This window comes from Jutongia sp. SJQ-6 (genome assembly GCF_054161275.1).
In genome coordinates, this window is record NZ_CP195314.1 from 1,695,242 (window position 1) to 1,720,631 (window position 25,390).

General features: G+C 39.6%; 24 protein-coding genes. All 24 read right to left on the bottom strand.

The window, feature by feature from the left end; genetic code table 11:
- Positions 1–63: 63 nt before the first annotated feature.
- Positions 64–1,659, bottom strand: coding sequence for a Firmicu-CTERM sorting domain-containing protein (locus tag ACSAJE_RS07715; RefSeq protein ID WP_118690558.1), 1,596 nt, complete (start codon positions 1,657–1,659; stop codon positions 64–66).
- Positions 1,660–1,901: 242 nt separating this feature from the next.
- Positions 1,902–2,531 (bottom strand): uracil phosphoribosyltransferase, encoded by a 630-nt coding sequence (gene upp / locus ACSAJE_RS07720; RefSeq protein ID WP_118690557.1) that lies wholly within the window; start codon positions 2,529–2,531, stop codon positions 1,902–1,904.
- Between the two features lie 118 nt (positions 2,532–2,649).
- On the bottom strand, positions 2,650–4,050 hold the full coding sequence (locus tag ACSAJE_RS07725) for a uracil-xanthine permease family protein (RefSeq protein ID WP_458008740.1): 1,401 nt from the start codon (positions 4,048–4,050) through the stop codon (positions 2,650–2,652).
- A gap of 110 nt (positions 4,051–4,160) precedes the next feature.
- A complete protein-coding gene (locus tag ACSAJE_RS07730; protein WP_118690556.1) occupies positions 4,161–5,120 on the bottom strand; it encodes an L-lactate dehydrogenase in 960 nt (319 codons plus the stop codon).
- 900 nt (positions 5,121–6,020) lie between these two features.
- On the bottom strand, positions 6,021–6,230 hold the full coding sequence (locus tag ACSAJE_RS07735) for a DUF3791 domain-containing protein (RefSeq protein WP_118690554.1): 210 nt from the start codon (positions 6,228–6,230) through the stop codon (positions 6,021–6,023).
- The gene (locus ACSAJE_RS07740) at positions 6,227–6,697 is read right to left on the bottom strand and encodes a DUF3990 domain-containing protein (protein WP_118690553.1); all 471 of its coding nucleotides are present in this window, start codon (positions 6,695–6,697) and stop codon (positions 6,227–6,229) included. The genes ACSAJE_RS07735 and ACSAJE_RS07740 overlap by 4 nt, the downstream gene beginning before the upstream one ends.
- On the bottom strand, positions 6,694–6,933 hold the full coding sequence (locus ACSAJE_RS07745; RefSeq protein ID WP_022024179.1) for a DUF3791 domain-containing protein: 240 nt from the start codon (positions 6,931–6,933) through the stop codon (positions 6,694–6,696). Before ACSAJE_RS07745 ends, ACSAJE_RS07740 begins: the two co-directional genes overlap by 4 nt.
- Before the next feature lie 266 nt (positions 6,934–7,199).
- Positions 7,200–7,547 carry a hypothetical protein gene (locus tag ACSAJE_RS07750; protein WP_458008741.1) on the bottom strand — a complete coding sequence of 116 codons (348 nt, stop codon included), beginning with the start codon at positions 7,545–7,547 and terminating at the stop codon, positions 7,200–7,202.
- A 119-nt stretch (positions 7,548–7,666) separates the two neighbouring features.
- The gene (locus ACSAJE_RS07755; protein ID WP_118690550.1) at positions 7,667–7,909 is read right to left on the bottom strand and encodes a hypothetical protein; all 243 of its coding nucleotides are present in this window, start codon (positions 7,907–7,909) and stop codon (positions 7,667–7,669) included.
- A gap of 203 nt (positions 7,910–8,112) precedes the next feature.
- Entirely contained in the window at positions 8,113–9,531 is a 1,419-nt protein-coding gene (rlmD, locus tag ACSAJE_RS07760) for a 23S rRNA (uracil(1939)-C(5))-methyltransferase RlmD (RefSeq protein ID WP_458008742.1), read from the bottom strand.
- A 56-nt stretch (positions 9,532–9,587) separates the two neighbouring features.
- Positions 9,588–10,547, bottom strand: a complete 960-nt coding sequence (locus ACSAJE_RS07765) for a 3'-5' exoribonuclease YhaM family protein (RefSeq protein WP_118690548.1) — start codon at positions 10,545–10,547, stop codon at positions 9,588–9,590.
- Positions 10,548–10,692: 145 nt separating this feature from the next.
- On the bottom strand, positions 10,693–11,319 hold the full coding sequence (gene sigK / locus ACSAJE_RS07770) for an RNA polymerase sporulation sigma factor SigK (protein ID WP_022024416.1): 627 nt from the start codon (positions 11,317–11,319) through the stop codon (positions 10,693–10,695).
- A 181-nt stretch (positions 11,320–11,500) separates the two neighbouring features.
- Complete coding sequence (locus ACSAJE_RS07775; RefSeq protein ID WP_022024307.1) at positions 11,501–12,166, bottom strand: metallophosphoesterase family protein; 666 nt, start codon at positions 12,164–12,166, stop codon at positions 11,501–11,503.
- Positions 12,167–12,186: 20 nt separating this feature from the next.
- Positions 12,187–14,109: a BMP family ABC transporter substrate-binding protein gene (locus ACSAJE_RS07780; RefSeq protein ID WP_022024308.1), complete on the bottom strand. Its 1,923-nt coding sequence runs from the start codon at positions 14,107–14,109 to the stop codon at positions 12,187–12,189.
- A gap of 121 nt (positions 14,110–14,230) precedes the next feature.
- A complete protein-coding gene (locus tag ACSAJE_RS07785) occupies positions 14,231–14,860 on the bottom strand; it encodes an ABC transporter ATP-binding protein (RefSeq protein WP_022024309.1) in 630 nt (209 codons plus the stop codon).
- 602 nt (positions 14,861–15,462) lie between these two features.
- Positions 15,463–16,296 (bottom strand): hypothetical protein, encoded by an 834-nt coding sequence (locus tag ACSAJE_RS07790; RefSeq protein WP_458008743.1) that lies wholly within the window; start codon positions 16,294–16,296, stop codon positions 15,463–15,465.
- Positions 16,297–16,330: 34 nt separating this feature from the next.
- Positions 16,331–17,245: a hypothetical protein gene (locus ACSAJE_RS07795; protein ID WP_458008744.1), complete on the bottom strand. Its 915-nt coding sequence runs from the start codon at positions 17,243–17,245 to the stop codon at positions 16,331–16,333.
- Between the two features lie 4 nt (positions 17,246–17,249).
- Positions 17,250–18,461, bottom strand: a complete 1,212-nt coding sequence (locus tag ACSAJE_RS07800; RefSeq protein WP_458008745.1) for a hypothetical protein — start codon at positions 18,459–18,461, stop codon at positions 17,250–17,252.
- A 331-nt stretch (positions 18,462–18,792) separates the two neighbouring features.
- On the bottom strand, positions 18,793–19,431 hold the full coding sequence (locus ACSAJE_RS07805; RefSeq protein WP_458008746.1) for a LytR/AlgR family response regulator transcription factor: 639 nt from the start codon (positions 19,429–19,431) through the stop codon (positions 18,793–18,795).
- A gap of 326 nt (positions 19,432–19,757) precedes the next feature.
- Positions 19,758–20,219, bottom strand: coding sequence for a leucine-rich repeat protein (locus ACSAJE_RS07810; RefSeq protein ID WP_458008747.1), 462 nt, complete (start codon positions 20,217–20,219; stop codon positions 19,758–19,760).
- A gap of 27 nt (positions 20,220–20,246) precedes the next feature.
- Positions 20,247–20,978, bottom strand: coding sequence for a leucine-rich repeat protein (locus ACSAJE_RS07815; protein ID WP_458008748.1), 732 nt, complete (start codon positions 20,976–20,978; stop codon positions 20,247–20,249).
- 137 nt (positions 20,979–21,115) lie between these two features.
- Positions 21,116–22,117 carry a hypothetical protein gene (locus ACSAJE_RS07820; protein WP_458008749.1) on the bottom strand — a complete coding sequence of 334 codons (1,002 nt, stop codon included), beginning with the start codon at positions 22,115–22,117 and terminating at the stop codon, positions 21,116–21,118.
- 169 nt (positions 22,118–22,286) lie between these two features.
- Positions 22,287–22,607: a hypothetical protein gene (locus ACSAJE_RS07825; protein WP_458008750.1), complete on the bottom strand. Its 321-nt coding sequence runs from the start codon at positions 22,605–22,607 to the stop codon at positions 22,287–22,289.
- Positions 22,608–23,641: 1,034 nt separating this feature from the next.
- Positions 23,642–25,342, bottom strand: coding sequence for a carbon starvation CstA family protein (locus ACSAJE_RS07830; protein ID WP_458008751.1), 1,701 nt, complete (start codon positions 25,340–25,342; stop codon positions 23,642–23,644).
- Positions 25,343–25,390: the final 48 nt, after the last annotated feature.

A 25,390-nucleotide genomic window follows, 5' to 3' on the forward strand; every position in this document is an offset into this window, starting at 1 on the left:
TCTGCACCACCGTCTGCCTGTCACAAATCATTCCAAATCGCTGAGCCGGTACACCCTCTCTGTTTATGCCGTCTTCGCCTTGGATCTGCGCTTGCGATAGAGCATCACTGCTCCTACAGATAATACGCAAAGCGAAATTCCCATTGCAGCACCTGTCGAAGTACCTGCGATCGTAACCCACTCCTGTCCGATATTAATATACTGTGCCTGTATCATCTTCATATCAGAAGCATCCATATCAAAATGCTCAGCCAACTTCTCCAGATTCACTTTGTATTCCATCTCGTCAGAAATCGAAACTCCATCTGCAGTCTGGCGTACGGTCAATTTCATCTGTCCATAAATCGGTGCATCCTTGTCATTGATACTAGATGCTGTCGATCCGGAATCCCGATCCCACAGATAGAACTCATAGGTTCCTGCATCCAGCCCCTCTAACTTAGGATTCATATTGATCTTACCATCTTTATCAACTGCAACCAAGCGGAAGTTAATGGAAGTCTTCTCTTTCTCATTAACGCGGATCGTAAACGGCTGGAACTCGCGCTCATTTTTATGTAAAGTAGAGAGTACATGTCCATACAATGTTGTACCGTCTAAATACAACGCTGCCTCTGCATCCTCGCCAACACCGCCACTCGTAGAATACTGTACTAACTGATGCGGATAATAATCCCAGTCTGTATAATTCCCGTCATATTTAATGCCATGAAAAGACTTATCCTTACTGTCATTCTCTTTGAGGTTAGCGATATCTTTGACAAACATATCCTCTGACATATAATAGCCAAACGAGATTGTATCCTTATACTGCTTGATGGCTGATGCCGGGATTGCAATCTCGTACTGTTTGTTCGAGTAAGAAACCTTGGCACCTTCAATACCATCAATAGAATTTTTATTCAATTTAAATGTTGTATTACGACCTAAATCTGTATAGATCGTATATTTACCATTACGCTTATCACCGGCTGATGTAGCTGAACCAACGCTTTTCTCCTTGATGTAGATATAGAAATAATCTCCATCAAATACGGTCGCCACCTCTTCCAAAGAAGCATCATTTACATCTGTACGTGCAACCGCATCCCAGTCAGTAAACGTTCCATCGATCGTAATACCCTGATACACTGCTTCCGTCGGCTCCGGCGTTGCGACTTCCTTAAGATTCTTAATATCACTGCTCTTTACCGTTGCCCCGCAATATTTGATCGTATAATCATCATCTACGAAAAATGTCTGCGGAATTGCAAATTCAATCTCATATTTATTCGCTTCCTTGCTTGGCTCATAAGCCCCTATCGCTCCGTCAATATCACCATACCAGGCATCCTTAAATTCCTTCAACATATTAACAAAGCGAATCTGGGTATTACGCCCTCCTTGACCGCTTGCATAGGAAATGTCTACGTAAGTATTTGTGATCGGAAGCCCCCATTCGTTGCCTCCGTTCTGCTGTACATAAAAATATACATACTTATCATCCTGCATTACTGCCCATTTTTCAATATTAGTGTTGGTCGATGTCTGCATTTCAACACCTTTCCACTCTGACACCTTGCCATCGATGGTAACTTCTGCTGCTGATGCGATCTGAAATGACGTCAATGCACTTACCGCCAATGCCATCGCACTGATCACTGCCAAAATCTTCTTCATCGTTACCACATCCTCTCTATCATTTTTATCTTAAAAGTTAATATTTCAGGGAAAAAGACAGGAAAATACCATCATCTTCCTGTCTCCCTGTTCCCTACTACTTAATATATCGACTTTTTTCGTAGTATCATTATAACAATTTGTCAAAATTCGTCAACCCCTTATTTTTAGGCATTTTATATACTTTTTTAAGTAGTTTTATACACTTTTTAAGCAGTTGACATTTCGAAAACATTTGCGTATTATTTTGTTCCAAAAATACGATCTCCGGCATCGCCAAGACCCGGACAAATATATGCATTTTCATTGAGCTGTCTGTCTACATGACCTACATAGATCTGAATATCCGGATGCTCTTTGTGCAATCGCTCCAGTCCCTCCGGGGCAGCAATAATGCACATAAACTTGATGTTCTTGCCACCATGTTTCTTGATCTGATTGATCGCATCCACTGCAGAACCACCTGTTGCCAGCATCGGGTCACAGACCACAATAGTACGCTCCTCGATCGGATTCGGCAGTTTGCAATAATATTCCTGTGGCTCATGTGTTTCCTCATCACGATACATTCCAATATGACCTACTTTCGCAGATGGCACCAATGCCAGAATGCCGGATACCATGCCAAGACCGGCACGAAGGATCGGAACAACGGCAAGTTTACGGCCTGCGATCATTGGTGTCATACACTTCTCGATCGGAGTCTCGATCTCAACATCTTCCACCGGAAGATCTGACAGCGCTTCAAATCCTTCCAACATTGCGATCTCGTCAACCAACTGACGAAACTCATTGGTTCCTGTGTTTTTATCGCGCAGCAAGGATATCTTGTGCTGAATCAACGGGTGCTCAAATACTACTACATTATCCATAATATACCTCCAAAATCAGTTGGAATTAACAACTTTATATTTCTTAAATCTTCGATACCATAACTATCATTTTCTATTTGTCATCGTGGTTCATAACATAACCCCCACGGCTCTGATTCTATTTGTCATCGTGGTTCATAACATATACCCCGCGGCTCTGATCTCCATCCGGATTCTTGCCAAACGTATAATCATTGCCCGGTAAAATGGCATTCAACAGGATTCCGGCGATCGCGGCTACTGCCAATGCAGTCAACGTGATCGTCGCACCACCGATTTTGAATGTCAGACCATCCGAAAAACCTAATCCACATACAAAAATGACACCGGCAATGATCAGATTTCTGGACTTTGTAAGATCCACTCTGTTCTCAACCACATTACGAACACCGATTGCAGAAATCATACCATATAGCATAAATGATACTCCACCGATAATGGATGCCGGCATTGTTGAGATCACTGCTGAGAACTTTGGTACAAAGGATAGTAACGCTGCGAATACCGCTGCAATACGAATTACTCTCGGATCATACACTCGAGACAGTTCCAATACACCGGTATTTTCGCCGTATGTTGTGTTCGCCGGTCCTCCGATAAATCCTGCGAAAGCGGTTGCAAGACCATCGCCTAACAGAGTTCGATGCAACCCCGGATCTTCGATATAGTTTTTACCAACTGTTGCAGAAATTGCTGACATATCACCAACATGTTCCATCATTGTTGCAATAGCAATTGGTGCCATAACAAGGATGGATGTAATATCAAATTTGCACATCTGGAACGGTGGAAGTCCGATCCACTTAGCTCCGGAAATAGAAGTGAAGTCAAGAATCGCCTTACCATTTGGATTCGTAATACCACAGGCTGTCAAAATCAGCGCAAAAGCATATGCAATTACAACACCCATAAGGATCGGAATGATCTTAAACATTCCCTTTCCCCAAATATTAAAGATGATGATCACCGCCAATGCTACAAAGGCGATCAGCCAATTGGTCGATGCATTTTGGATCGCCGATGGTGCAAGAGATAAACCAATGCAGATGATGATCGGTCCTGTTACTACCGGCGGCAGAAAACGCATAACCCGGTTTACACCGACCAGCTTAAAGATCAACGCAACGACCAGATACAGCAGACCTGCTACTACAATACCGCCGCATGCATATGCTACTTTATCATTAGCACTCATTGTTGCGTACATCCCGTGTTTCAAATTGGCCACGGTATAAAATCCACCTAAAAATGCAAAGGAAGATCCTAAAAACGCCGGAACCTTAAATTTGGAACACACATGAAATATCAGTGTACCAACACCTGCACAAAACAACGTAACCGCAACCGTAAGCCCCTGTGTGAGCGGTTCGCCGCATGCCTCCTTAAAGTAGCCGCCTACCAATATCGGCACCAAAATAGTCGCACCAAACATTGCAAACATATGCTGTATTCCAAGGATCAGCATTTTTGCTTTGCCAAGCTGACGTGCATCATAAATACCTTCTTTTGTCTCTTTCATTTTTTCCTCCAATATAATAATATTTTCAACTAAGGCCGTAAAATTTTGCAGCCCAAATCTACCAAATATCATAGCACGGAATGAAGATTGTAGCAATATTGTACTGTTATTTATAAAGCAAGATCCAACTGTGCTGCCACTTTTGACAATTGCTCTGCAGAAGCACTTAATGCACTTTCCTCCTGTTCGTTAAGCTGGATCGGCACACGAGTTTCCACTCCTTCTCTACCAACAACCGTAGGCATACTCAAGCAAATATCACTGATCCCATACTCTCCATGCATCATAGAGGAAATTGGCAGGATTGACTTTTCGTCACGCATAATGCACTCACAGATACGTTTAACCGACATTGCGATACCATAATACGTCGCACCCTTCTTTTCAATAATATCATACGCACTGTTCTTAACATCGTCTGCGATCCTGTGCATTGCTTCTTCATGGTTAAAATGTCCACGTAATTCGCAAAAATCATTGACCGGGATTCCCGATACGTTAGTACTACTCCAAGCAACGATCTCGCTATCCCCATGCTCTCCAATAATAAAGGAATGAACGCTTCGGGAATCAACTTCCAAATGTTCTCCTAACGCATATTTTAATCTTGCAGTATCAAGTACTGTTCCGGATCCTATGACACGATTTTCCGGAAGACCGCTCAGCTTAACTGCAGTATATGTTAAAATATCAACCGGATTTGCCACGATCAGAAGGATTCCTTTATAGTTTCTCTTCGCAATCTCAGGGATAATGCTTTTGAAAATATTAACATTTTTGTTGACTAGATCGAGTCTTGTCTCTCCTGGTTTCTGGGCTGCACCGGCTGTCACTATAATCACTGCTGCATCCACAATATCATCATAATCGCCAGCGTATATTTTCATCTGTCCCGCAAATGGCAGACCATGCGCAATGTCCATCGCTTCGCCCTCTGCCTTATCGTGATTTGCATCAATCAATACTAATTCCGAAAATAATCCGCTCTGCATTAATGCAAATGCCGATGCTGAACCAACAAATCCACATCCTATCATCGCCGCTTTTCTTGTGTCTACCTGTTTGCTCATAGACTACCTCCATTTCACTTCTGTCAATTGTTACCTACTCAAGCTTCGCACATCCGGAGCCGCCATCGGGTCACATATTGCTTATTATGTCTGCAATAAATGTGATATTTTGCAGACGACAAGTTAACTTGCTCTGTCGGCAGCGAGCTAAGATAATTGCCGCAGAACGCAGAGTTTTTGCGTGATTTCTTATTTTGTTAAGTCTCTGATGAATACATGCCCGAAGGATTGTCTGAGATGTCCCGGTTTAGCAAGGTATCATCCATTTTTGGACGGGACGCTTTCGCTACGATGCGCTACGTCACGTTACTTAATGTCTCTGAAATACGAGACATAAGTAACGACGAGCGCAAAGTCCCTTTCAAAAATGATGAATACCTTGCTTCCGGGACTTCGAGTTTCCAAAGGGCATGTAAATCATACATCAGAGACAACAAAATCTAGAAATCACCAAAAGCGAAAATGCGGCAAGGCAATTACTATAGTTCTCTGCCGACAGAAATCGCTACGTTATGGCTGCAAAATGCTTCATATTCTTTGACATAATAAGCAATATGTGACAACATGGTGATTTCGGATGTGCGAAGTTTGAGTTATCTATATTATGTACGACCTTATTATAATATATGTGTCAAATTTTTGAAGCCATTCATTATATCTTTTTACACATTTATTATCGATTAGTGTTATTTTTTGAGAGATATTCATGTGATTTTTACACGAATCATATTTATAAAATATAATGGCTCAGTTGTCTATTAATTCTTTTAATCCACGCTCTACGCTTATCATTTTTTGAACATCTCTAATGTCAGATGGATTTCCTTCAGCCTGTGGGGTAGATACACCGTTTTTCGTTTTTCTAAGCAATTCGTATGCTTCTTCAATTAGATGCATAGGCTATTTTATATTTTTTTCTTCTTCCAGCTCCCGGACAAGATATTCGTCACTCATACAATGCATATCGGATACACCCTCGCTCATGAGCTTATACAATTCGGAATGATAAAAAATATCTAAAGCTTTCTCCAGCGAGATATTATTCTCTTTTGCAAAAAGTTCTACCACTCGTGCATACTTCTTCTGTAAGAGAATTGGATTAGCATTCATAGCTTTTCACTCCCTTCAAACAACAAATAAGACAGTGCCTTTTCCGTTCGAAAAGCCATTTGCAAGTTCGGCTTTTCATATTGCAATCTGCGAATGGCTTCTGCCTTATCAATTAATCCATCAAAGAACAGTTCTACTGTATTGAACACCTTATCATTTGCTACACCGCCAACCACAAGATCATAGTCTGTACCATCCTGCTCTCTTCTGCAGTTCAGGATGAAATCCAGCCAATCCTCTGAATAGGTATCAAATGTCAGCACCTTTAAATCTCTATACACACCTTCGTCAAACACATACCGTGATACAATACCATCCTTACCACGACGCTTAAATCTGTTGCACCATTTCTCAGCCTGCTCATAAATGGGTGTGACATAAAAGCCTTTTCCAAAATCAACATTTGGTCTGGAGTGCAACAAATCCGGCTGAGCAACCACTACAAATGAACCATGATATAAGATCATAATTTCACGCCTCTTTCTTTCATAATATCAATAATATCATTCACGATATACTCCTTGCTTTGCGTGTGCAGAACCTCATATTCCGGAATGATATATTCATTCAAAATATCTGTCTGTTCTGTCAAGGCGGCATAGACCTTGGTAGCATCCACATTTAACTTTGATGCAACATTTTCAATACAGAAAATTGCAAATTCTAATTCTCTGCTTCCATGCATAGTCTTATCCATTTCCATAACTTGCATGACCTCCTGTTCATAGTTGATTCATCTATCGTTATAACAAATTATTCAGATATGTCCGTATTCTAGGCCTCATTCTTCCGCTTTGAGCCTAATTATATCAAAATTCACAAAGCATGTACAGTAGTCTATTTCGGATATCTTTTTACACATTTATTATCGTTTAGTGTTATTTTTTGAGAGATATTCATGTTATTTAGTGTTGTTTTTTTCTCTTTTTTCACTGATTTTTACACGAATCACATAATGTGTTCCTTCTGTTATCGGTACCTGGCAAAAGGTCTGACAGGAATCATTTTACCATTTTCAACTTGATAATATTGGTCAGTTTCTTCATCATATACCAGTAACAATAATTTTCCACCCTTATAGACCGATCCGTCAATATAGTAATCACAAATCGCAAACACCTTATCTGCCAAGGTTCTGTCGATGTCCTGAACTTTCATAGTAAATGGGTGCAAATCATACTCATCTACAATATCTTCATTCTCTTTCATCAAATACTGATACACATAACTCTCAACAGGTAGTTCCACTGTAGGAAAAGACAATGAGGCAAGTGACACCTCCATCTTAACGCCATGAATGAGCCTTCCTTCCGACACATACCCCTCTATCGGGTCATAAGAGAAAGTATATGCATTATAATCTCTTCTGCTTCTTGCGTTCTCCCAATCAATAATCGGCAGCAGAAACAATTACTTCCTGAAATAATTCCTTGTCATTATGCAAAAACATTATACAACCTCATTTCATAAATATATTTATAAACCCGATCTGGAAACAATGTAATATACTTATCTACATCTGAGCGTTTCATTCCGATTTTTTTGATATATGAACTAATAATATATGTTGCTGCAACCATATCCTCATCCACATACTGCTCAAAATCTTTCAATAAATCTAACAGTTGTAAGACATCGACATTTTCTTTATTTATTTGTGTCCGAGGTCTTCTAAGCATTATTTTTTGGTTCTTTACACTAACCTCTCTGCATTTCGCACTTGCACCATTGCAGAAATCTTAGATGCCGCACTTCTGTATTTTTCAATTGCCTTAAACTCACTGATAAGTTTCCAGAGATAACTAAAAAAGACCAAAGGCAACATCCGAAAATGCGACCATTGGTCTGCAAAGCCTTTATTTATGGCATTTCTACTATTTTTCTATTTAGTTTTTGACATCAACACGACATTCTCCACATGATAGCTGTGACCGAACATATCACACGGGCAGATTCGTTTCAGGGCATACCCATTCTCTCCAAAATACTTCAAGTCTCTTGCCAGCGTTGCCGGATCGCAACTGACATACACAATGCGTTTGGGCTCCATCTGAATGACCGTTTGTAATAATTTTTCGTCACATCCCTTTCGCGGTGGATCGAGCACGACCACATCACTGCGTAATGTCCCTCCGCTCTCACGATATTTCGCCGGTACGACCTCTTCTGCTGCCCCGGCAAAAAACTCTACGTTGGATATCTCATTCAATGCTGCATTTTCACGTGCATTTTTTACAGCCTGTTCTACGATTTCAACACCATATACCTTGTCCGCCTTTTGGGACAAGAACAAGGAGATTGTTCCAATGCCGCAGTACAGATCCCAAACCGTTTCATCCCCATGCAGATCAGCATACTCTAATGCCTTATCATAAAGTTTTTTCGTCTGAATAGGATTTACCTGATAAAACGACTGCGCAGAAATACGATAGCGTAAGCTGCCGATACAATCTTCTATATAATCCTGTCCATAAATCGCTTTCGTTTCCCGGCCGAGAATAACATTTGTATTTTTATCGTTGATATTTATGCAAATGCTGACAATCTGTGGATTCGCTTCTCGCAGTACTTCGATCAATTCTTCCTTATGCGGAAGTCTGGTTCCATTAATAACCAGACAAACCATGATCTGCCCGGTGCTTTTGCCGGAACGGATCAATATATGCCGCACAATTCCCTTCCCGGTCGTTTCATCATAAGCACGAATGCCATATTGCTTCATAAAGTCAAGCACGGTGTCTATGATCAGTTGGCTTGCCGGATCAGCAATCGCACAATTGCGGCAGGAAATGATCTGATGCGTACGACCGGCATAAAAACCTGCGACGAGATTTCCGTCTTTGTCATAACCAACCGGGTATTGCGATTTGTTGCGATAATAGTATGGGACTTCCATTCCCATGATCGGTTCCATAACAACCTCATTTTTGTCTATATCAATCCCGCCGATGCGCCGGAGACAATTCGCCACTTTTTCCTGCTTCCACTGCAACTGCTTTTCATAGCTGCAATGCTGCAACTGACATCCACCGCACGGTCTTGCCACCGGACATTTCGGTTCCACGCGGAACGGCGACGGCTGTATAATTTCTAACAAACGCGCATATCCAAAATGCTTTCTCGTTTTCATTACCCGTACTCGGGCAATATCTCCAACCAATGCGTCCTTGACAAAAAGGGCGTACCCATTTGCACGCCCAATTCCTTCACCTTCTGTTCCCATATCAATTATTTCCAGGGTCAGCTCGTCATTTTTGTGACAAACCGCCTCTGAAAATTCTTTTTTTGTTTTTTTTCCCATGCTACTATCTATTCCTTCCTCAGCCCATATCTTCTTAAGACCTTTCACAACTTTCTCTATTTGCGTTTCTGCAAATATCCCGAGCTCTGACGTACATTGGAATCTACAATTCGATTAAATCCAAGCCATTCCATCGTTGGATCTGCTTTATCAAATAATTCCGTCATTGTCTCCATGCGCGCATCAATGTTGTCCGCAAAATTAAGTGCCATCGCCTCTGCCAACGCCGGTTTTTTAGGAGATCCATATTCTAACTCACCATGGTGTGCCAAAATGCAATGACGAAGCTCCGTTGCCAATACCGGTGGGAATCCCGGAATCTGGCTGCTCCATTTGCCGATCAGCTCAGCACCCAAGAAAATGTGTCCCAAAAGCTGACCTTCATCTGTGTATTCATTCGTCGGAAAGTCAGACAATTCATATAACTTTCCAATATCATGAAACATCGCTGCAGTGATCAGAAGATCGTGGTCTAAGATTTCATAATTCTGCGCAAAATACTCGCACATTTTTGTTACACCGAGCGTATGCTGTAACAGTCCGCCAATAAAACCGTGATGCACCGATTTGGCAGCAGAATGCTGCTGAAACTCCTTAGCGATCTCTGTATCATCCACGAACACCATCTCTGCAAGTCTATGTAAATGTGGCTCTTTAATCCCTTCAATATGCTGTTTCAGCTGCTCATACATCTGAGGAATGTCGTATTTCGATGCCGGAATATACTCTTTCGGATCATATTCTCCCTCCTGCGCTTGGCGAATACGATTAATGTTTACCTGTCTGCTCCCCTGAAAAGTCGTAACCATACCATCTACCATAATAAAATCCATGCTGTCAAAATCGTTGATCGCATTGGTGAGTTCCCAAACTTTTCCGTCAATAATCCCCGTTTTATCTTGCAAGAGCAAAGAATAATAAGTCTTACCAGCCTTTGTTTTTAATACCTGCTTGGATTTGCACAAATAAATGCCAAAAAACTTATTTCCCTCTTGATATTCTTTGATGTATGTCATATCTTTTTCATTTCCTTTCTGTCCTAGATCTTATCATATAGAGAAAATGTTAGCATATTTGACCGTCCGCGTCCAGTCCAAATCTATCAAAAAGAGGCTGTATATGAACCATCTGCAATTCATATAACAGCCCCTTTTGGCTTTTTTATTCGTCTTCGTAACGATCTCTCAATTTCTTTAGTGCCTTTTTTTCAATACGTGATACATAAGATCTGGAAATTTGATAAATTTCTGCGATCTCCCTCTGCGTTTTCTGCTCCTTTGCCTGTATGCCGTAACGCAGGCAAAGTATCTCTTTTTCTCGTGGTGTCAGGGTTTGTTCCATATATTGTTCCAACTTACCAATATGCTCTTTTCTCGTCAAACGATCTGCAATATCCTCTTCCTCATATTCCAATACATCAAACAGATTGATTTCATTTCCTTCCTTATCCGAACCTATGGTATCAAACAAATATACATCACGCGCTGTCTTTTTTACGGAACGAAGATACATCAGTATTTCATTTTCTACACATCTCGCACAATACGTTGCAAGCCGAATCTTTTTGTCTTCCCTAAAACTGTCCACTCCCTTGATCAGTCCAATCGTTCCAATCGAAATAAGATCCTCCATTTCTACCCCTGACTGCTGGTACTTCTTGGCAATATAGGCAACCAGGCGCATATTCCGCTCAATCAATTGATTACGCGCCTGCCAGTCGCCTTCCTTGCATTTTTTCAGGTACTCTTTTTCTTCTTTGGCGCTGGGAGGTTGTGGAAATGATTGCATTGTCGCACTTCCCCTTTCACGCTATCCATATATCTTATGCAGCGCACCAAAAGGAAGTGCCTTTCCACATTTTACAAAAATGCTATTTACCTAAACTTCGCACATCCAAAGCTACTGTCAGGTCACATATTACTTATTATGTAATAACACGATAATCTTGGATGTGCGAAGTTTGAGTTATCTATTCAAAATAAATGTCGTTTGGATACAAAAATTTGTTCATTTTCTGCCAGAATTTGCGTTTTTTCTCCGGATCCGGCACTTCAACGATATACCGGTCATACGCATTAATGATCGTTGTATCTAAGTAGCTGCTGACACGTGGCTGATTACGGTTATAGTTCATGTGAACATGTCCATGAAAAAAATACTCCGGTTTGTAATGTTTCATGATCCAACGAAAGCACCGAAATCCTCTGTGTGGCTGATCTTCGGCATCTCCCAGATCCTTAGCCGGCGCATGTGTCACTAAAATATCTAACCCGCCCCGAATACGGATACGCCACTTTAAGCGAGCTAGTCGTTTATACATCTGCTTCTCGGTGTACTGGTATTTCTTCATGGAGTAGCACATCGAACCACCAAGTCCCGCAATACGCAGCCCATTGTGCACAAAGACACGGTCATCAATACATACACATCCATCCGGAGCTTTATAATCATATTTCACGTCATGATTACCATGTACATAAAGCACAGGAGCTGTCGTAAATGTTGCCAAAAAAGACAAATACTCCGCTTTCAGATCTCCGCAGGAAATGATCAGATCAATGCCATCAAGCTTTTCTTTTTCAAAATAGTCCCATAAATATTTTGATTCTACATCCGCTAATAACAATATCTTCATCCGTTCTCACCATGCCTTTCCTACAAAATCTTGCCTTCTCCCTCCGGAAGCGCCTGCTTCAATCCACGGAGACTGACAAGCTCTTTCGCATGGTCTATCAACTGATGGATCGTAGGAATATCACCTACAATACCATCGATCAGCCAATCCATCATCATAATATCTTCAGACTGCAGCGCCTCGTCTGCATTGCAGCGCTTATTATGATCTTTATCATATAATTCTCCGGAAAACATCCAGTAATTTCCCTCAGCGATCGCATTTTTCATAAAATCAACCAGTTTGCGCGTGCTGGTCGGAACACTGCTGCCCAATATAACATCCAGCACATTTGCGGACAATCCCCACCAGTAATTCAGCGCCTTTGGCTCCTTGGTCGTGTCTGTTTTCCAAGATCCGCGCATGATACTGTTGATCAATTCCTCATAAAAAGCACCCCACTGGTACACCGTAGTAGCTATATTTTTGGCACCATTCTCGGTCAAATGATACAATCCCAAGGCACGGTCCTCTTTCGTCGGCGAGATCATATTCTGCGAAGAAATATATGAAATGCCATGGCTTAAAAAGTACTCATCCGTATGCGCATCTTTCATCGTCGACCACTGCAAATGAATACGGGCACGTGGGTTAATCGCGCGCGCTCCCAGCGTAAATGCATTGATTCCCGGAATCACACCGTAAATCGGATAATCCGCCAGATATCCAATGTCATCCTGCTCACTCATAGCTGCTGCCACCATTCCCAGCAAAAACTTGCCTTCATAAATACGAATACCATAGGTTCGAATGGATGCATGCGGTGAATTTAACGAGCAATTCAATATTTTTGTATTTGGATACAACGGTGCCACTTTGATGCAGGCACGAATAAACATTGGTGCGATTGCAAAAATAATATCATATCCCTCTTCGCAAAGCTCCGTAAATAACTCCTCATCTTCCTCATAAGGCTTGGCGATAAACTTCTCCGCCTCAATCTCCCCGTGAAATACATCCAGAATATGCTCGCGCCCTAATTCCTGTGCATAGATCCAATCCGATTTTGATGGTGGTACATCATAAACAAATGCCACCTTGTGCACTTTTTTGGACTGGATCTTCTTGATCATAGACGTTTCCGTCGTTGGTGTGATCAATAATTCTACCGGTTCCTCTACGGTCAGCGTTTTGATTTCCGGCCAGATCTTTTCCAAATCTTTTTTTATCTCACCGGTTAATTTCTCCATGGACTCATTGTACGGATACAGGGACAGATACAATAACAGCGCATCATCCTCTGTAATATCCTTTAACTCCAGTCCCCCCAATGCTTTGTATGCATTATAAAATGCCAAATGGAACGATGAAAAGTTCATGCGGTCATCATCCGTCCACTCTTCATTGTTCCCTCGTCCCACATATTCGCATAACTTCTGATATCCTCCGGTTTTGGTAAAGATGACATAACTAATCTTTGTTTTACGATAAAAATCCATATATTCATAATAGACTTGAATCTCCGGATCATCCGTTAAACGAGGCACCTTACGAATCACTTCCGCAGCGATAGTTGGAGAATCTACATATTTGAGTACACTGGTTCTCTTATTTCCTTCGATCACATAATATTTATTTAAAAATTCATAGGCCTTGATCGGAGTATGAATCCCCTCTTCAATCTGCGCATCATAGAGTGTTGACCACTTTGTAGCAAACTCACTGCCATAATCCAACAAAGGCATAAAATTAGATGCAAATGCCTGCGTACGCCCTGCAGAGGATGTTCCCACCACTTGTTTTAATGGAATATTTACCGTCCCCAGAATTTCCTCTCTCTCAATCCGGACATGAGAAAGAATCTCATCCAATACCGGAAGATACGGATATGCACCTCTCACTGTTTTATTTTTATATGCTTTTAAAGCTAATTTTTGTGCCTTCAAATAATCGTCGTATGCCATAGCTCCTCCAATCTATTGCCTATCAATACTCATTACCGCTCATTGTCACGTTGCATCGAACACAACATGCCCGGAACGGTTTCTACTATATTAGTATAACAACCAATTGGGGCGAATGCAATCATTTAGGCGTCAATTTGCCATGCTCCATTTCATACACACGGTCACACAAAACTGCAATATCCTCCGATGAATGTGAGCAAACCATAATCGCCTTTCCCGCATCTTTTAATTGCAACAGATATTGCCGCATCTCCACAACCCCCTCCTTATCCAACCCATTAAAGGGCTCGTCAAGAACTAATACACTTGGATCTTCCATAATTGCCTGTGCTAACCCCAATCTTTGACGCATTCCTAAGGAATATTTTTTTACACTACGTTTCATATCCGGATCCAATCCTACCATCTGCATAACTTCACGAATCCTTGTCTTATCAATTCTATTTTGAATAGATGCTAACAACTGCAGATTTTTATAGCCTGAATAATTAGGAATAAATCCCGGCGTTTCAATAATGATTCCAGCATTCGGAATAAAATCTATATCTTTTCCAATCACTTGACCATCTACCTGTATTTCTCCAGAAGTCGGTTTCACAAAACCGCAGATACACTTCATCAACATCGTCTTACCGCTTCCATTTCTACCCACGACACCACAAATCTGCCCCTTTTGACAGGTGAAATCAACATTCTCTAATATCTTTGCTTTTTTTATCTGCAATGATACCTTTTGAACTTCTATCATGCTCTAGTCCTCCCTTACAATCTAATACATCAGCGCATTCCAACTTCGCATCTCCAAAATCATCACATCGTCACATATTGCTTATTATTTCAAAGATTACTATGTATTTTGCAGCTACAACATGACGATTTCTGCTGGCAGAGAACTATAGTAATTGCCTTGCCGCATTTACGTTTTAGGTGATTTCTAAATTTTGTTGTCTCTGATGATTGATTTACATGCCCTTCGGAGAACTCGAAATCCCGGAAGCAAGGTAATCATCATTTTTGAAAGGGACTTTGCGCTCGTCGTTACTTATGTCTCGTATTTCAGAGACATTAAGTAACGTGACGTAGCGCATCGTAGCGAAAGCGTCCCGTCCAAAAATGGATGATACCTTGCTAGACCGGGATATCTCAGACAATCCCTCGGGCATGTATTCATCAGAGACTTAACAAAATAAGAAATCACACAAAAACTCTGCGTTCTGCGGCAATTATCTTAGTTCGCTGCCGGCAGAACAAGTTAGTTTGCCGGCTGCAAAATATCATATTTTTTACTGACATAATAAGCAATATGTGACCCGACAGCATCTTTTGATGTGCGAAGTTTAAATCAGTGTACTAATAAAACATCTTTTTCTTCAACTGCTTTATAGATAATCCAATCATTATTATTTCCAACAGCACCAAATATGCATAGGAATACCCAAGCGATACAGAAAACTCTGTATAAACATACCTATTATGAAGTGCGAGCACGGCGTGACAAAACGGAGACAACCACATAGCCCCTATGCGATAATTATTAAAAATAAGTACAAATAAAATCGAAATCACATTCAACAGAATTGCCACTAATTTTTTATTCATAATCGAAAAATAGAGCGTCACCGTTCCCATTAACACCATGCAAAGCAAAAGTAATACTACGCCATGAATTACCGCTTGGTAAGGGGAATAATACTTAAAAACCTGTTGGTCAATAAATCGATTATTATCAGACAGCAATTTTTCATAACTGCTCTTATAATAGATGGTAAAATTACTCCATATATTTCCTATATAACTATACTTTGCAGCACAAACCATGCAGCCAGCCATAAGTAACAAAATATATGCCAAAGAATACAGGGTGATCTGCAAAAGTTCTCCAAAAAACCACCCTTTTTTACCGGCACGGTATATCAATAACAACTGATCACTATCCAACCTTGGAATCGTAGTGAGGATCAACACATAGCCCACCAAAAAAATAACCAGATAATACCAGTGGTTTAAGCACATAATAAATGTTTCAAATACTCCAAGCGGCTGTCCAACTTGTTTTGCATGATCAACCATCACTCTGACACCGTTATCCAAAATAAAACCAATGATCAACAACAAAATAATATTCTTTTTATCTGCAAATGATTCTTGCAAACCGGGTCGAAGTATCAATAAAACTTTTTTCATCGTAGCCCTCCGTTTCTATGATCTTTTGTTTTCCCTAGCGTTCCGTAATATCAAACTGCCTTTGCGACACATAAACCATCAACCAATAATTAAACGCTATGATAATCACCGCAATAAGCAAAGCCAGCCATGTTCTATGTTGATAAAACCCCTCTACCGAGGAACCTGCATAATGCAAAAAACATGGATTGATCAGATCTGCCACTCTGCCTGCGAGAATTTTTCTATCTCTAAGATATTTGGTGGATAATTCTCCATATATTCTACACTGCAGATAAATTACTGCAATCGTGCTGCCTAATACCAAATATTTATCCTGTAGCAATACTCCCATCAAAAAACAGAAAGAACTATTTATCACGGAATACAGACAAAAGAATAATATTCCTTTCATCAGTTGCATATAAATCAGAGTCATCGAAATCTTTTGTGCACTATCAGCTCCCTCTATCATCTTACCGGAAAACGTAAAGTATATAACTGAAAACGATTCATCAGACACTGGAATATAATCATATCCCACCAAAAGTGTAGCATAAAATAATACGATCGCCGTGATAGAAACACCTACTGCAGTAATCGCATTTGCAATGATTTTAGCAGTATAATATTCCTTAAAACTGCATCTTGTAATTATCATCCTCTTATTTTTCGTTGAAATTTCCTCTAAGTAATTAATCACACTTGGGAAACCACAAATTACAGGCATCACAACCGGCAAATATGCATTATCCTGCCACATACTGTCCATACGGATCAAATAGGAGGAATTTAATCCTTTGATCCAATTTCCATGAAATTTGTTCCAAATTGCCTGAAGGATTGTTGTTGATGTTTCATCTCCTAATACCTGTCCACTGTCCCCAAGCATAAACATAATATAAAGAAGTGCAACTGCAATCAAAAAATATCTGCTTTTTATGCTCTTTTTGATCTCTAACCTTATCATAGGATCAGTACCCCCCTGTTTCCTCATAATAATATAATGTCCCATCCAGTGCATCGACAATAACGCTAGCGCCATGTATATCATCTGTGCTTGTATCAAATGCAGATCCTGAAGCTCCTGTCATAAACACCCATACCGGACGCAAACAAGTCGTATCGTCTACGCACTGATACACCCCCTGAACATTATCCTTTGCCTCACGGTTCTTTTGTACAAGCAGATATACCAATCCACAATTTTGAAACGACATACCTCCAATATGAGCAATCTCTTTCTTAATTTTACGTACTGCCCAAAGTGGCGAGATGATTTTTTTATGCGCTTTCGTGCTTGCAATATCAAAGCATTCGAAACCTGTATTAACATAATCTAATGTCTTCTTATGACACATAGTCGCCATAATGTGATTTCCGCAATGCGTATATGGATAACTTTTTCCATCAGCTAATAAAAAATCGGAGCTTGTATCCACTACCATTCCATTATATAGCCGTCCGATCACCATGCTGTAGCTATAATACTCTTGATCAGGTACTTTCATGACATACAAATGTTGTACTTTATAAGTAAACTTTTCCTTCTCAAACGACCGCATATGTTTATTAAAGAGACCTTCTGTATATGTAACTGCATCTAATACCGAAAGTTCACCGTCTTGTAGAGCATATTTGTCCTGCTTTGATGCGACCTCTCCCCATTCAAAATTATATTTTTTCACACAGTTATCAATTGATGGCTCAGGTTCATCTCCCAATGAATTTCCACAGAAAAATCCCATAGAACTATAAGAATATGTTTTTCCGGTTTTCTTATCACTTTTTTCCTTCCCATAATAATTCGGAATATTGTCGTTTGGAAAATCCTGTTCTTGAATTTTCTCCCAATCCACAGTATCATAATCACTCCATAACGACTGGATCACTTTTTTTAGATCATTATCATTTTGGGTATACCAAGGGGTGAGTTTTATCTCCGAGATCTCTTGCACGTCTGGAAACATAATCATTTTAGGAAATTGCAGCCCATCCATATTAATCCCCTGCAACTTCAAAGTCTGTCGCTTTGCTTCTTGTACAGGCACTAACTTGTCCGAAGATAAATCAACTTTATCCGTTGTATCTTTGTCTCGCTTCGGCGCTTTTTGACATCCTGTAATGCATAATGTAAGAATTAATAATATACAATATAGTAAATAATTTTTGTGAAATACTCTCATAATCTTTATTATCCTTTCACCTGTGCTTTAATTGTAAAAGCAGTGTAATTTGTTACAGTCCCTCTAAATTTTATTTTCTGTTTTGCAAGTGGTATAGCATTTTTATATTTCATTGCCTTTCCATTTGAAGTCCCCGTAAATGACACTGATGTAGTCGGAAACGAATTGGTCACCGATTTCACAGTTAAAACTGCATTGATATGCTAAACAAGCTCACCCTCATGGCATCTGTCTTTATTTTACATACTCTGAGGAATATATCTATAACTATTGCAGAATTCAAAAATAAAATGCAGAATTTAAAAGTCACAATAATAATTTATCCTCTGTGCTATATATCGTAATATTTCGCATACTCCTCTTGTACCTTATTATATTTACTTTGTGAAACACTGAGTTCTTTTTGAATGCTAATTTCATCCGTCAATCTCGCCGAATATCGCTGAATACTCTCGACATATCTCATGTTGACAAGAAAACTTTTATGAATGCGACAAAATCCATACATGCACAATATTTCTTCAATTCTATCTAATTTCTGATACATAGAGTATGTTTTCGATACATTTTTAATGTGAAATATCACTCTATGTAAACAACTCTCAATATATACTATATCGCTAGGATATATCTTCTTATTTCCTTCCACAAAAGCAAATTGTAATTTTGAAGTTTTCTCAATAAATCTCTGCATAAAATCGTCCATACATCTAACTATCCGCTTATCCCACATAGCATCACCTTTTATGATATTCTGCATCGCGTTTATTTTAGTTTCATCAACATGCACTCCCTGACATGCTGTCACGAAAATAATGCGGTAAGCATCTCCGATAATCATTAAATCCACCTCAGATGCAGGAGATTCTATACAGTATTGATAACCATGTACCCGCATATATTGATCTACAAGTCTTTTCTCCTTTCTTAAATAATTTTCATCAGTATCACACACTGCAACCTTCACCATTTCTATACCCCCTCGTATTATTCGACAAATGATTTGAACCCTGCCAAAATATTCCCTTTTATATATTAGACTATTTAAAAGCCCAAAAGGTTCATTTTATTTTAATAAATTAAAATGATTTGAAAAAAATTCTAAAAATACTTTACTGTCTCATCTCCACTAATGATACTCTTATTCTTTGACAGCATAGCACTTTTCGAGTAATCAATTCAACTGCTTCAATAATATATAACGAATCGCGCGGCAAAATCCTGACAAAATAATTTATTTTTTTAACATCATTATCCCTCACTTCTTTTGTCCTCAAATCTTACATGATATTCCCATTACATTATGATCCAGTTCCAGATTGTCTTCACCCAATAACTCAAATCCGTTGTAGCATTCACATATAAGAGTTCTTGATATAATTTTGTTATTGCATTCATATCTATCGCATATCCGTTTGTTGCATCAACATCCTGAAATGCACTTTTCTCGTACTTTTTCACCCCTCCATGACATCGCCATTCGGAAATAGCACTCTGATAAAAGCTTCCGCGATCCAAATAGTTTACCCCACCTTTCACATAAAAACTACCGACATCAGCGCAAGCAAAGGCCGAGATTCCAATTCTCTCAAGACTCCCCTTCACTTCAATCGCCCCAAACTCACTATTACGATAAAAGGCACCATCCGCAATCTCCGTCACACAGGATGGAATTGTCAATTGAGAATCTGCATTGTCATTTTTGAGTGCTTGGCAAAGAATGTGACCATCCCTCGTATATAAAATTTCGTTTTGCAACTGATATGACGTATTCTCCTTATCAATCTAATTTGTGTAAGTTCTTCGGTAAGACAATTTTTTCAAATAATAATTTCCCTTAAATGATAGTGGTGCTGTCTGACGAACAGTATCAGGAACAACGAAGGTTCGACCTTCCTTTCCCATCGGATAACAGATAAGTGTTGTCATTTTCTTATTATATAAAACACCATTTTGCGATCTGTACTTTGAGTTGTTAAAAGAGACTCGAATACTTGTAAGATAAATCTGTGCCCCAAATGCCCCTTCTTCAATTTTTGTCACACTTGCCGGAATATAGATTTCCCTTACCTGTATATCACCAAACATGTTGGCTGTAATCGTGGTGAATCCTTCCGGTAATTCCACATATAATTTTTCAGTTGCATCACCCAGACCTCTCCACACATCAAAACCCCAGCCGAGCTCATAATCATCCGATATTCCTCTTTCTTCTTCGGACGCATATTGAAGAACCGAAGAATCTTTGATTGCTGTAATCCCCTGTCGTATCACTAATTTTTTCACCTGAAAGTATCTGTTTTTACGGCTAAGTTGTTCATCTACACGAATGGTTTGCGACACAACTCCCCGTCCATAAAGTTCCAGCTTCTTCGACTTGCTGTCATAGCGGTATTTTGTCTCACCACCACAGCTTCCAGAGACTACTTTTGCCTGTACACTTTGTGCAAAAAACAATCCCCCTGCTACCATCCAAAATGCGATCATTAGTGTAATAATATAACCTGCTCTTTTCATAATCCCCCTCCTTGCAATCACTATTTTAACTGTACTTGATAAATTGCTACTTTGTAATCTGAAACTTTGCTCTCCCTTTTATCTACTGCTACATATAGACCTGTGCTTGTAACCGATATGCCTTATATTTTAATGTATCACCTTGTATACCGTCTGTCAAATAATCTGCATCCAATGATAGCCGCACCGCCGCAAATAAGAAACAAAATAACAAATCCCATATATTTTGAAGATTTTTGTCTATAGGGTAATGCATTTCCGGAAGTATCGGGATCTGCATTTAACAACAATTGTTCATCAAACATGGTATTCATAAGACTCATAAATTCTTTTGTTGTATATACTTTTCCATTAACAAGTCCCTTTTTCCCAACTTCAGCATTAAACACATCCGGTGCATCTGCAAAAGGTATCATATAACTTTCTTTTGAACATTTTACATATATCATATTTAAATAATACAAATCATTTCTTAACAAACGAATATCTTTTATCGTATTCTTTGCGCTGATTACTTTAGTAGCCACCGAAGCAACTTTGTCTTTATCTAAAACGGTTTGACCAATCTCCCCATCGTCTGACTCTGACATCCATTGATATTTGCCGTTCACTTTCTGCAACATTGTAATTCCTGCACGCCCTGATTTCGTTGTGTAGGGAACATACCATTCGTAAGTATCACCAAATAGTTTGTCGATATTTTTCCCCTTTTTCTTATATGCTGTAATCATCAGATCATCTACTAACTGTACCCGAAACGCTTTACTGTAATCGTACTGTTCTTTTCCCAAAGCACTTTCTTGTTCTTCAACCGTCTCTCCTTCTGTATCATTTTTCTGATACGATTTTGAGTGATTCGTAAGTTCTTTTTTTATTTGTTGTAACTCCTGTTTTTGTTCCTTTTCCTGCTTTGTCAATATATGCACTGTCTTTTGTTGCAAGTTGCTGTCCGCTTTTACTCCTGCAGCTGCCACCAAAAGAATACACATGGAAAATATTGCTGTCATTGTATCTTTTATATTTTTACTCATAATAATCCCCTTTTCTGTACGCAAATCCTTCATATATTGACCACCACGAATGCCACGGATCTCTCCGTTGCCATCATCTCTTGCATTATAATACGTTATTACCACCAAACAATAAAAAACCGCCTGTTAGAGAAATTTAGTTCTTTTGCTCCATTTTAGAAATTATAGGAAACGAGAAGTTTTATTAATTTATTGCCTTTAACCATGTGTCTACTTTATAGGATTTGATTCCTTTTTCACATGTCCACTTAATCGGGTACATTATAGTTCTTATACCTTACAGTTTCAATTTAGATATTACACGCTTAACCTCTTCTTCATTCAACTCTACAATGTCCGCAATAGATGCAATACTTTCACCACGTTCATGTAGCTTTTGAATCGTTCTTTCTCGGCCTTCCGCACGACCTTCCGCACGACCTTCTTCTCGGCCTTCTTCCTTTCCCTCTAGGTAGCGCTGACGATATTCATATTCTAATGTCATATAGTCCAACCTCCATCTCTCGTTTTGGCGGGCCGAACACACCGCTTCCTCCAGCTCCTCTGTGAATTTGTCCGACGCACCTTTTCCATCAATATAATCCAAAATCCGTTTCATTTCGGGACTCACATCGTCCATTGTTCCCTTTGTACTTAAGATTATCTTAACTGCGTCATCGTCTAATGTCAATGCTGTATTTTCATTGCCATAGTAATCTCCTCTTCCCTAAAACACGCTGTGTTTATCATTTCGTATGTGGCATTATATCACTTTTGATCAGAGATTACTATTGGCACTTTTCATATTTTTATACATTAGTTTTGTACATATCTCACAATGTTTTTTCATTTTTATTTTCTATATTTTGATCAATCAGTTTATAAAAAAGCAAAGCCAGCGCTTTGCTTTGCAAGAATTGCTAAAGCAATTCTTGGTGATGTCGCGCTACACAACAGCAGTTTCCTATTAATTAAAAAAGAGTTTGTTATATTGTCTTTCCAGCGACATATAACAAACTCTCTTTCATTAACCTATTTAAGCTTCCCATACCTCATTATCTCACACAACCACATATTGCTTATTATGTCAGTAAAACAATAGCTATTTTGCAACCGATAAAGTAAATTATCCTGTCATCAAAAAAACTAAGACAATTGCCGAAGAACGCAGAGTTTTTACGTGATTTCTTATTTTGTTAAGTCTCTGATGAATACATGCCTGAAGGAATGTCTGAGATGTCCCGGTCTAGCAAGGTATCATCCATTTTTGGACGGGACGCTTTCGCTACGATGCACTACGTTACGTTACTTAATGTCTCTGAGATACGAGACATAAGTAACGACGAGCGCAAAGTCCCTTTCAAAAATGATGATTACCTTGCTTCCGGGACTTCGAGTTTCCGAAAGGCATGTAAACCATACATCAGAGACAACAAAATTTAGAAATCACTGTGAAAACTAATTGCGGCAAAGCAATTGCTATTGTTTTTTGATGGCAGTATTCACTATATATCAGTTGCAAAATATAATTAAACCATCGACATAATAAGCAATATGTGGTTTGGACAATAACTTCCGGTATGGGAAGTTTTAGTAACCTATAAGTTTTCCATCACGTAATCCAAAGTCTCTAGTAATCGCTTGGCTAACTCCTTACGCCTCTGCTGATTTCTTAGCAGTGAAGAGCTTCTTCAAGCAGCTAAATGCTACTAATACACCAAGTACCATCAACAGAATCGCTACGATCAACTGCAAACCATCTACTAAGAATGTAGCCTGACCAGCAGATACATTCTGTACTAATGCGATAAACTTCTGAACCAATGCAGTAAATGTTACTGCTAACATAGCAAACATTGGGATATACAAAGTCCATCCGGTACGACCTGTTGTTTTTAAGAATACTGCAAGTGCGATCAATACCAAGGCAGCAAGCAACTGGTTTGCTGAACCAAAGAGTGGCCATACATTGTTGTATCCACCAAGTGTTAATAAGTAACCAAAGAACAATGTAATTACTGTTGCAAAATATTTATTTGTAAGTACACGCTGTACCGGTGTCATCTTCTCCGGATCTGTCGTATCTCCTAAGAATAATTCTTGGAAAGACATTCTACCGATTCGAGCAACGGAATCCAATGAAGTCAATGCCAATGCAGATACACACATTGTCATAAATACTGTTGCGATCTGTACCGGAATACCAAATTTCTCAAGGAATCCTGCAACACCGGTTGAGAAGATTGCAAACGGGGTACCTTCCGGCTTCATTCCGTTAACTGCTACCGCACCAACAACGACTAATGCTACAACACCGAGTAATGATTCTACTACCATGGCGCCATAACCGATCATCGGCATATCTTTTTCATTACTTACTGTCTTAGAAGATGTTTCTGAGGATACCAAGCTATGGAATCCGGATACCGCTCCACAGGCAATCGTAACAAACAAAGTTGGGAATAAATAGCTCTTTGCCGGTCCCTGTCCTACAACAAAGCCGTTATACGCATTTAACTTCATTGCCGGATGTGCTACAACAACACCAACAACTGCGCCAATGATCATGCCAAGCAGCATAAATGTTGTCATATAATCTCTAGGCTGCATCAAAAGCCACATTGGCATGATGGAAGCTAAGAACAAGTATGCCATGATGATGTAGATCCAAGTGGATTTAGTTGCATACATTGGAAGTTTCATACCAATCGCAAACATTGCTACGAGCATTGCAATTGCTACCACTGCTCTTGACCACTCCGGCATATCTCCTACTTTTTTCTGAAGCAGACCAAAAAGAACTGCCACTAAGATGAAAAGCATTGAAATAGATGCTGCAGAAGAATGTGCATAAGCAGATGCCTTTGTAAGGTCTGCTGCTCCCTTTCCTACGAAAGTACCGGCGACCATATCCGTAAAGGCGGCAATGACTAACAAAGTAAACAGCCAGCAAAACAGCATAAACAACTTTCTTCCTGCTTTACCTATGTATTTCTCGATGATCATGCCCATCGATTTACCTTCATTCTTAACAGATGCATACAAAGCACCGAAATCCTGTACCGCACCGAAGAAGAGACCTCCGACGATCAGCCACAAGAGCACCGGAACCCATCCGAAAACAGATGCTAAAATTGGTCCCGTCACAGGGCCTGCACCTGCGATCGAAGAAAACTGATGCGAAAATACAGTAAACTTTGAAGATGGGACAAAGTCCTGACCATCCTCAAACTTTTTAGCGGGTGTCTGTGCATTCTCATCAATTCCCCATTTGCGCGCAAGCCATCTTCCGTACAGCAGATAACCGGCACCTAATGCAACAATGCTGATTAAAACAATAACTAATCCATTCATTTCTTTCCTCCATTTCTAAAGCGTAAAACAAAGTATTACAGATCCATG

What these genes read in the sequence shown, in the direction of transcription:
- ACSAJE_RS07715 (WP_118690558.1), bottom strand. Translation starts at nt 1,659, where the DNA reads ATGAAGAAGATTTTGGCAGTGATCAGTGCGATGGCATTGGCGGTAAGT.
- upp (WP_118690557.1), bottom strand. Translation starts at nt 2,531, where the DNA reads ATGGATAATGTAGTAGTATTTGAGCACCCGTTGATTCAGCACAAGATA.
- ACSAJE_RS07725 (WP_458008740.1), bottom strand. Translation starts at nt 4,050, where the DNA reads ATGAAAGAGACAAAAGAAGGTATTTATGATGCACGTCAGCTTGGCAAA.
- ACSAJE_RS07730 (WP_118690556.1), bottom strand. Translation starts at nt 5,120, where the DNA reads ATGAGCAAACAGGTAGACACAAGAAAAGCGGCGATGATAGGATGTGGA.
- ACSAJE_RS07735 (WP_118690554.1), bottom strand. Translation starts at nt 6,230, where the DNA reads ATGAATGCTAATCCAATTCTCTTACAGAAGAAGTATGCACGAGTGGTA.
- ACSAJE_RS07740 (WP_118690553.1), bottom strand. Translation starts at nt 6,697, where the DNA reads ATGATCTTATATCATGGTTCATTTGTAGTGGTTGCTCAGCCGGATTTG.
- ACSAJE_RS07745 (WP_022024179.1), bottom strand. Translation starts at nt 6,933, where the DNA reads ATGGAAATGGATAAGACTATGCATGGAAGCAGAGAATTAGAATTTGCA.
- ACSAJE_RS07755 (WP_118690550.1), bottom strand. Translation starts at nt 7,909, where the DNA reads ATGCTTAGAAGACCTCGGACACAAATAAATAAAGAAAATGTCGATGTC.
- rlmD (WP_458008742.1), bottom strand. Translation starts at nt 9,531, where the DNA reads ATGGGAAAAAAAACAAAAAAAGAATTTTCAGAGGCGGTTTGTCACAAA.
- ACSAJE_RS07765 (WP_118690548.1), bottom strand. Translation starts at nt 10,547, where the DNA reads ATGACATACATCAAAGAATATCAAGAGGGAAATAAGTTTTTTGGCATT.
- sigK (WP_022024416.1), bottom strand. Translation starts at nt 11,319, where the DNA reads ATGCAATCATTTCCACAACCTCCCAGCGCCAAAGAAGAAAAAGAGTAC.
- ACSAJE_RS07775 (WP_022024307.1), bottom strand. Translation starts at nt 12,166, where the DNA reads ATGAAGATATTGTTATTAGCGGATGTAGAATCAAAATATTTATGGGAC.
- ACSAJE_RS07780 (WP_022024308.1), bottom strand. Translation starts at nt 14,109, where the DNA reads ATGGCATACGACGATTATTTGAAGGCACAAAAATTAGCTTTAAAAGCA.
- ACSAJE_RS07785 (WP_022024309.1), bottom strand. Translation starts at nt 14,860, where the DNA reads ATGATAGAAGTTCAAAAGGTATCATTGCAGATAAAAAAAGCAAAGATA.
- ACSAJE_RS07790 (WP_458008743.1), bottom strand. Translation starts at nt 16,296, where the DNA reads ATGAAAAAAGTTTTATTGATACTTCGACCCGGTTTGCAAGAATCATTT.
- ACSAJE_RS07795 (WP_458008744.1), bottom strand. Translation starts at nt 17,245, where the DNA reads ATGATAAGGTTAGAGATCAAAAAGAGCATAAAAAGCAGATATTTTTTG.
- ACSAJE_RS07800 (WP_458008745.1), bottom strand. Translation starts at nt 18,461, where the DNA reads ATGAGAGTATTTCACAAAAATTATTTACTATATTGTATATTATTAATT.
- ACSAJE_RS07805 (WP_458008746.1), bottom strand. Translation starts at nt 19,431, where the DNA reads ATGGTGAAGGTTGCAGTGTGTGATACTGATGAAAATTATTTAAGAAAG.
- ACSAJE_RS07815 (WP_458008748.1), bottom strand. Translation starts at nt 20,978, where the DNA reads ATGAAAAGAGCAGGTTATATTATTACACTAATGATCGCATTTTGGATG.
- ACSAJE_RS07825 (WP_458008750.1), bottom strand. Translation starts at nt 22,607, where the DNA reads ATGAAACGGATTTTGGATTATATTGATGGAAAAGGTGCGTCGGACAAA.
- ACSAJE_RS07830 (WP_458008751.1), bottom strand. Translation starts at nt 25,342, where the DNA reads ATGAATGGATTAGTTATTGTTTTAATCAGCATTGTTGCATTAGGTGCC.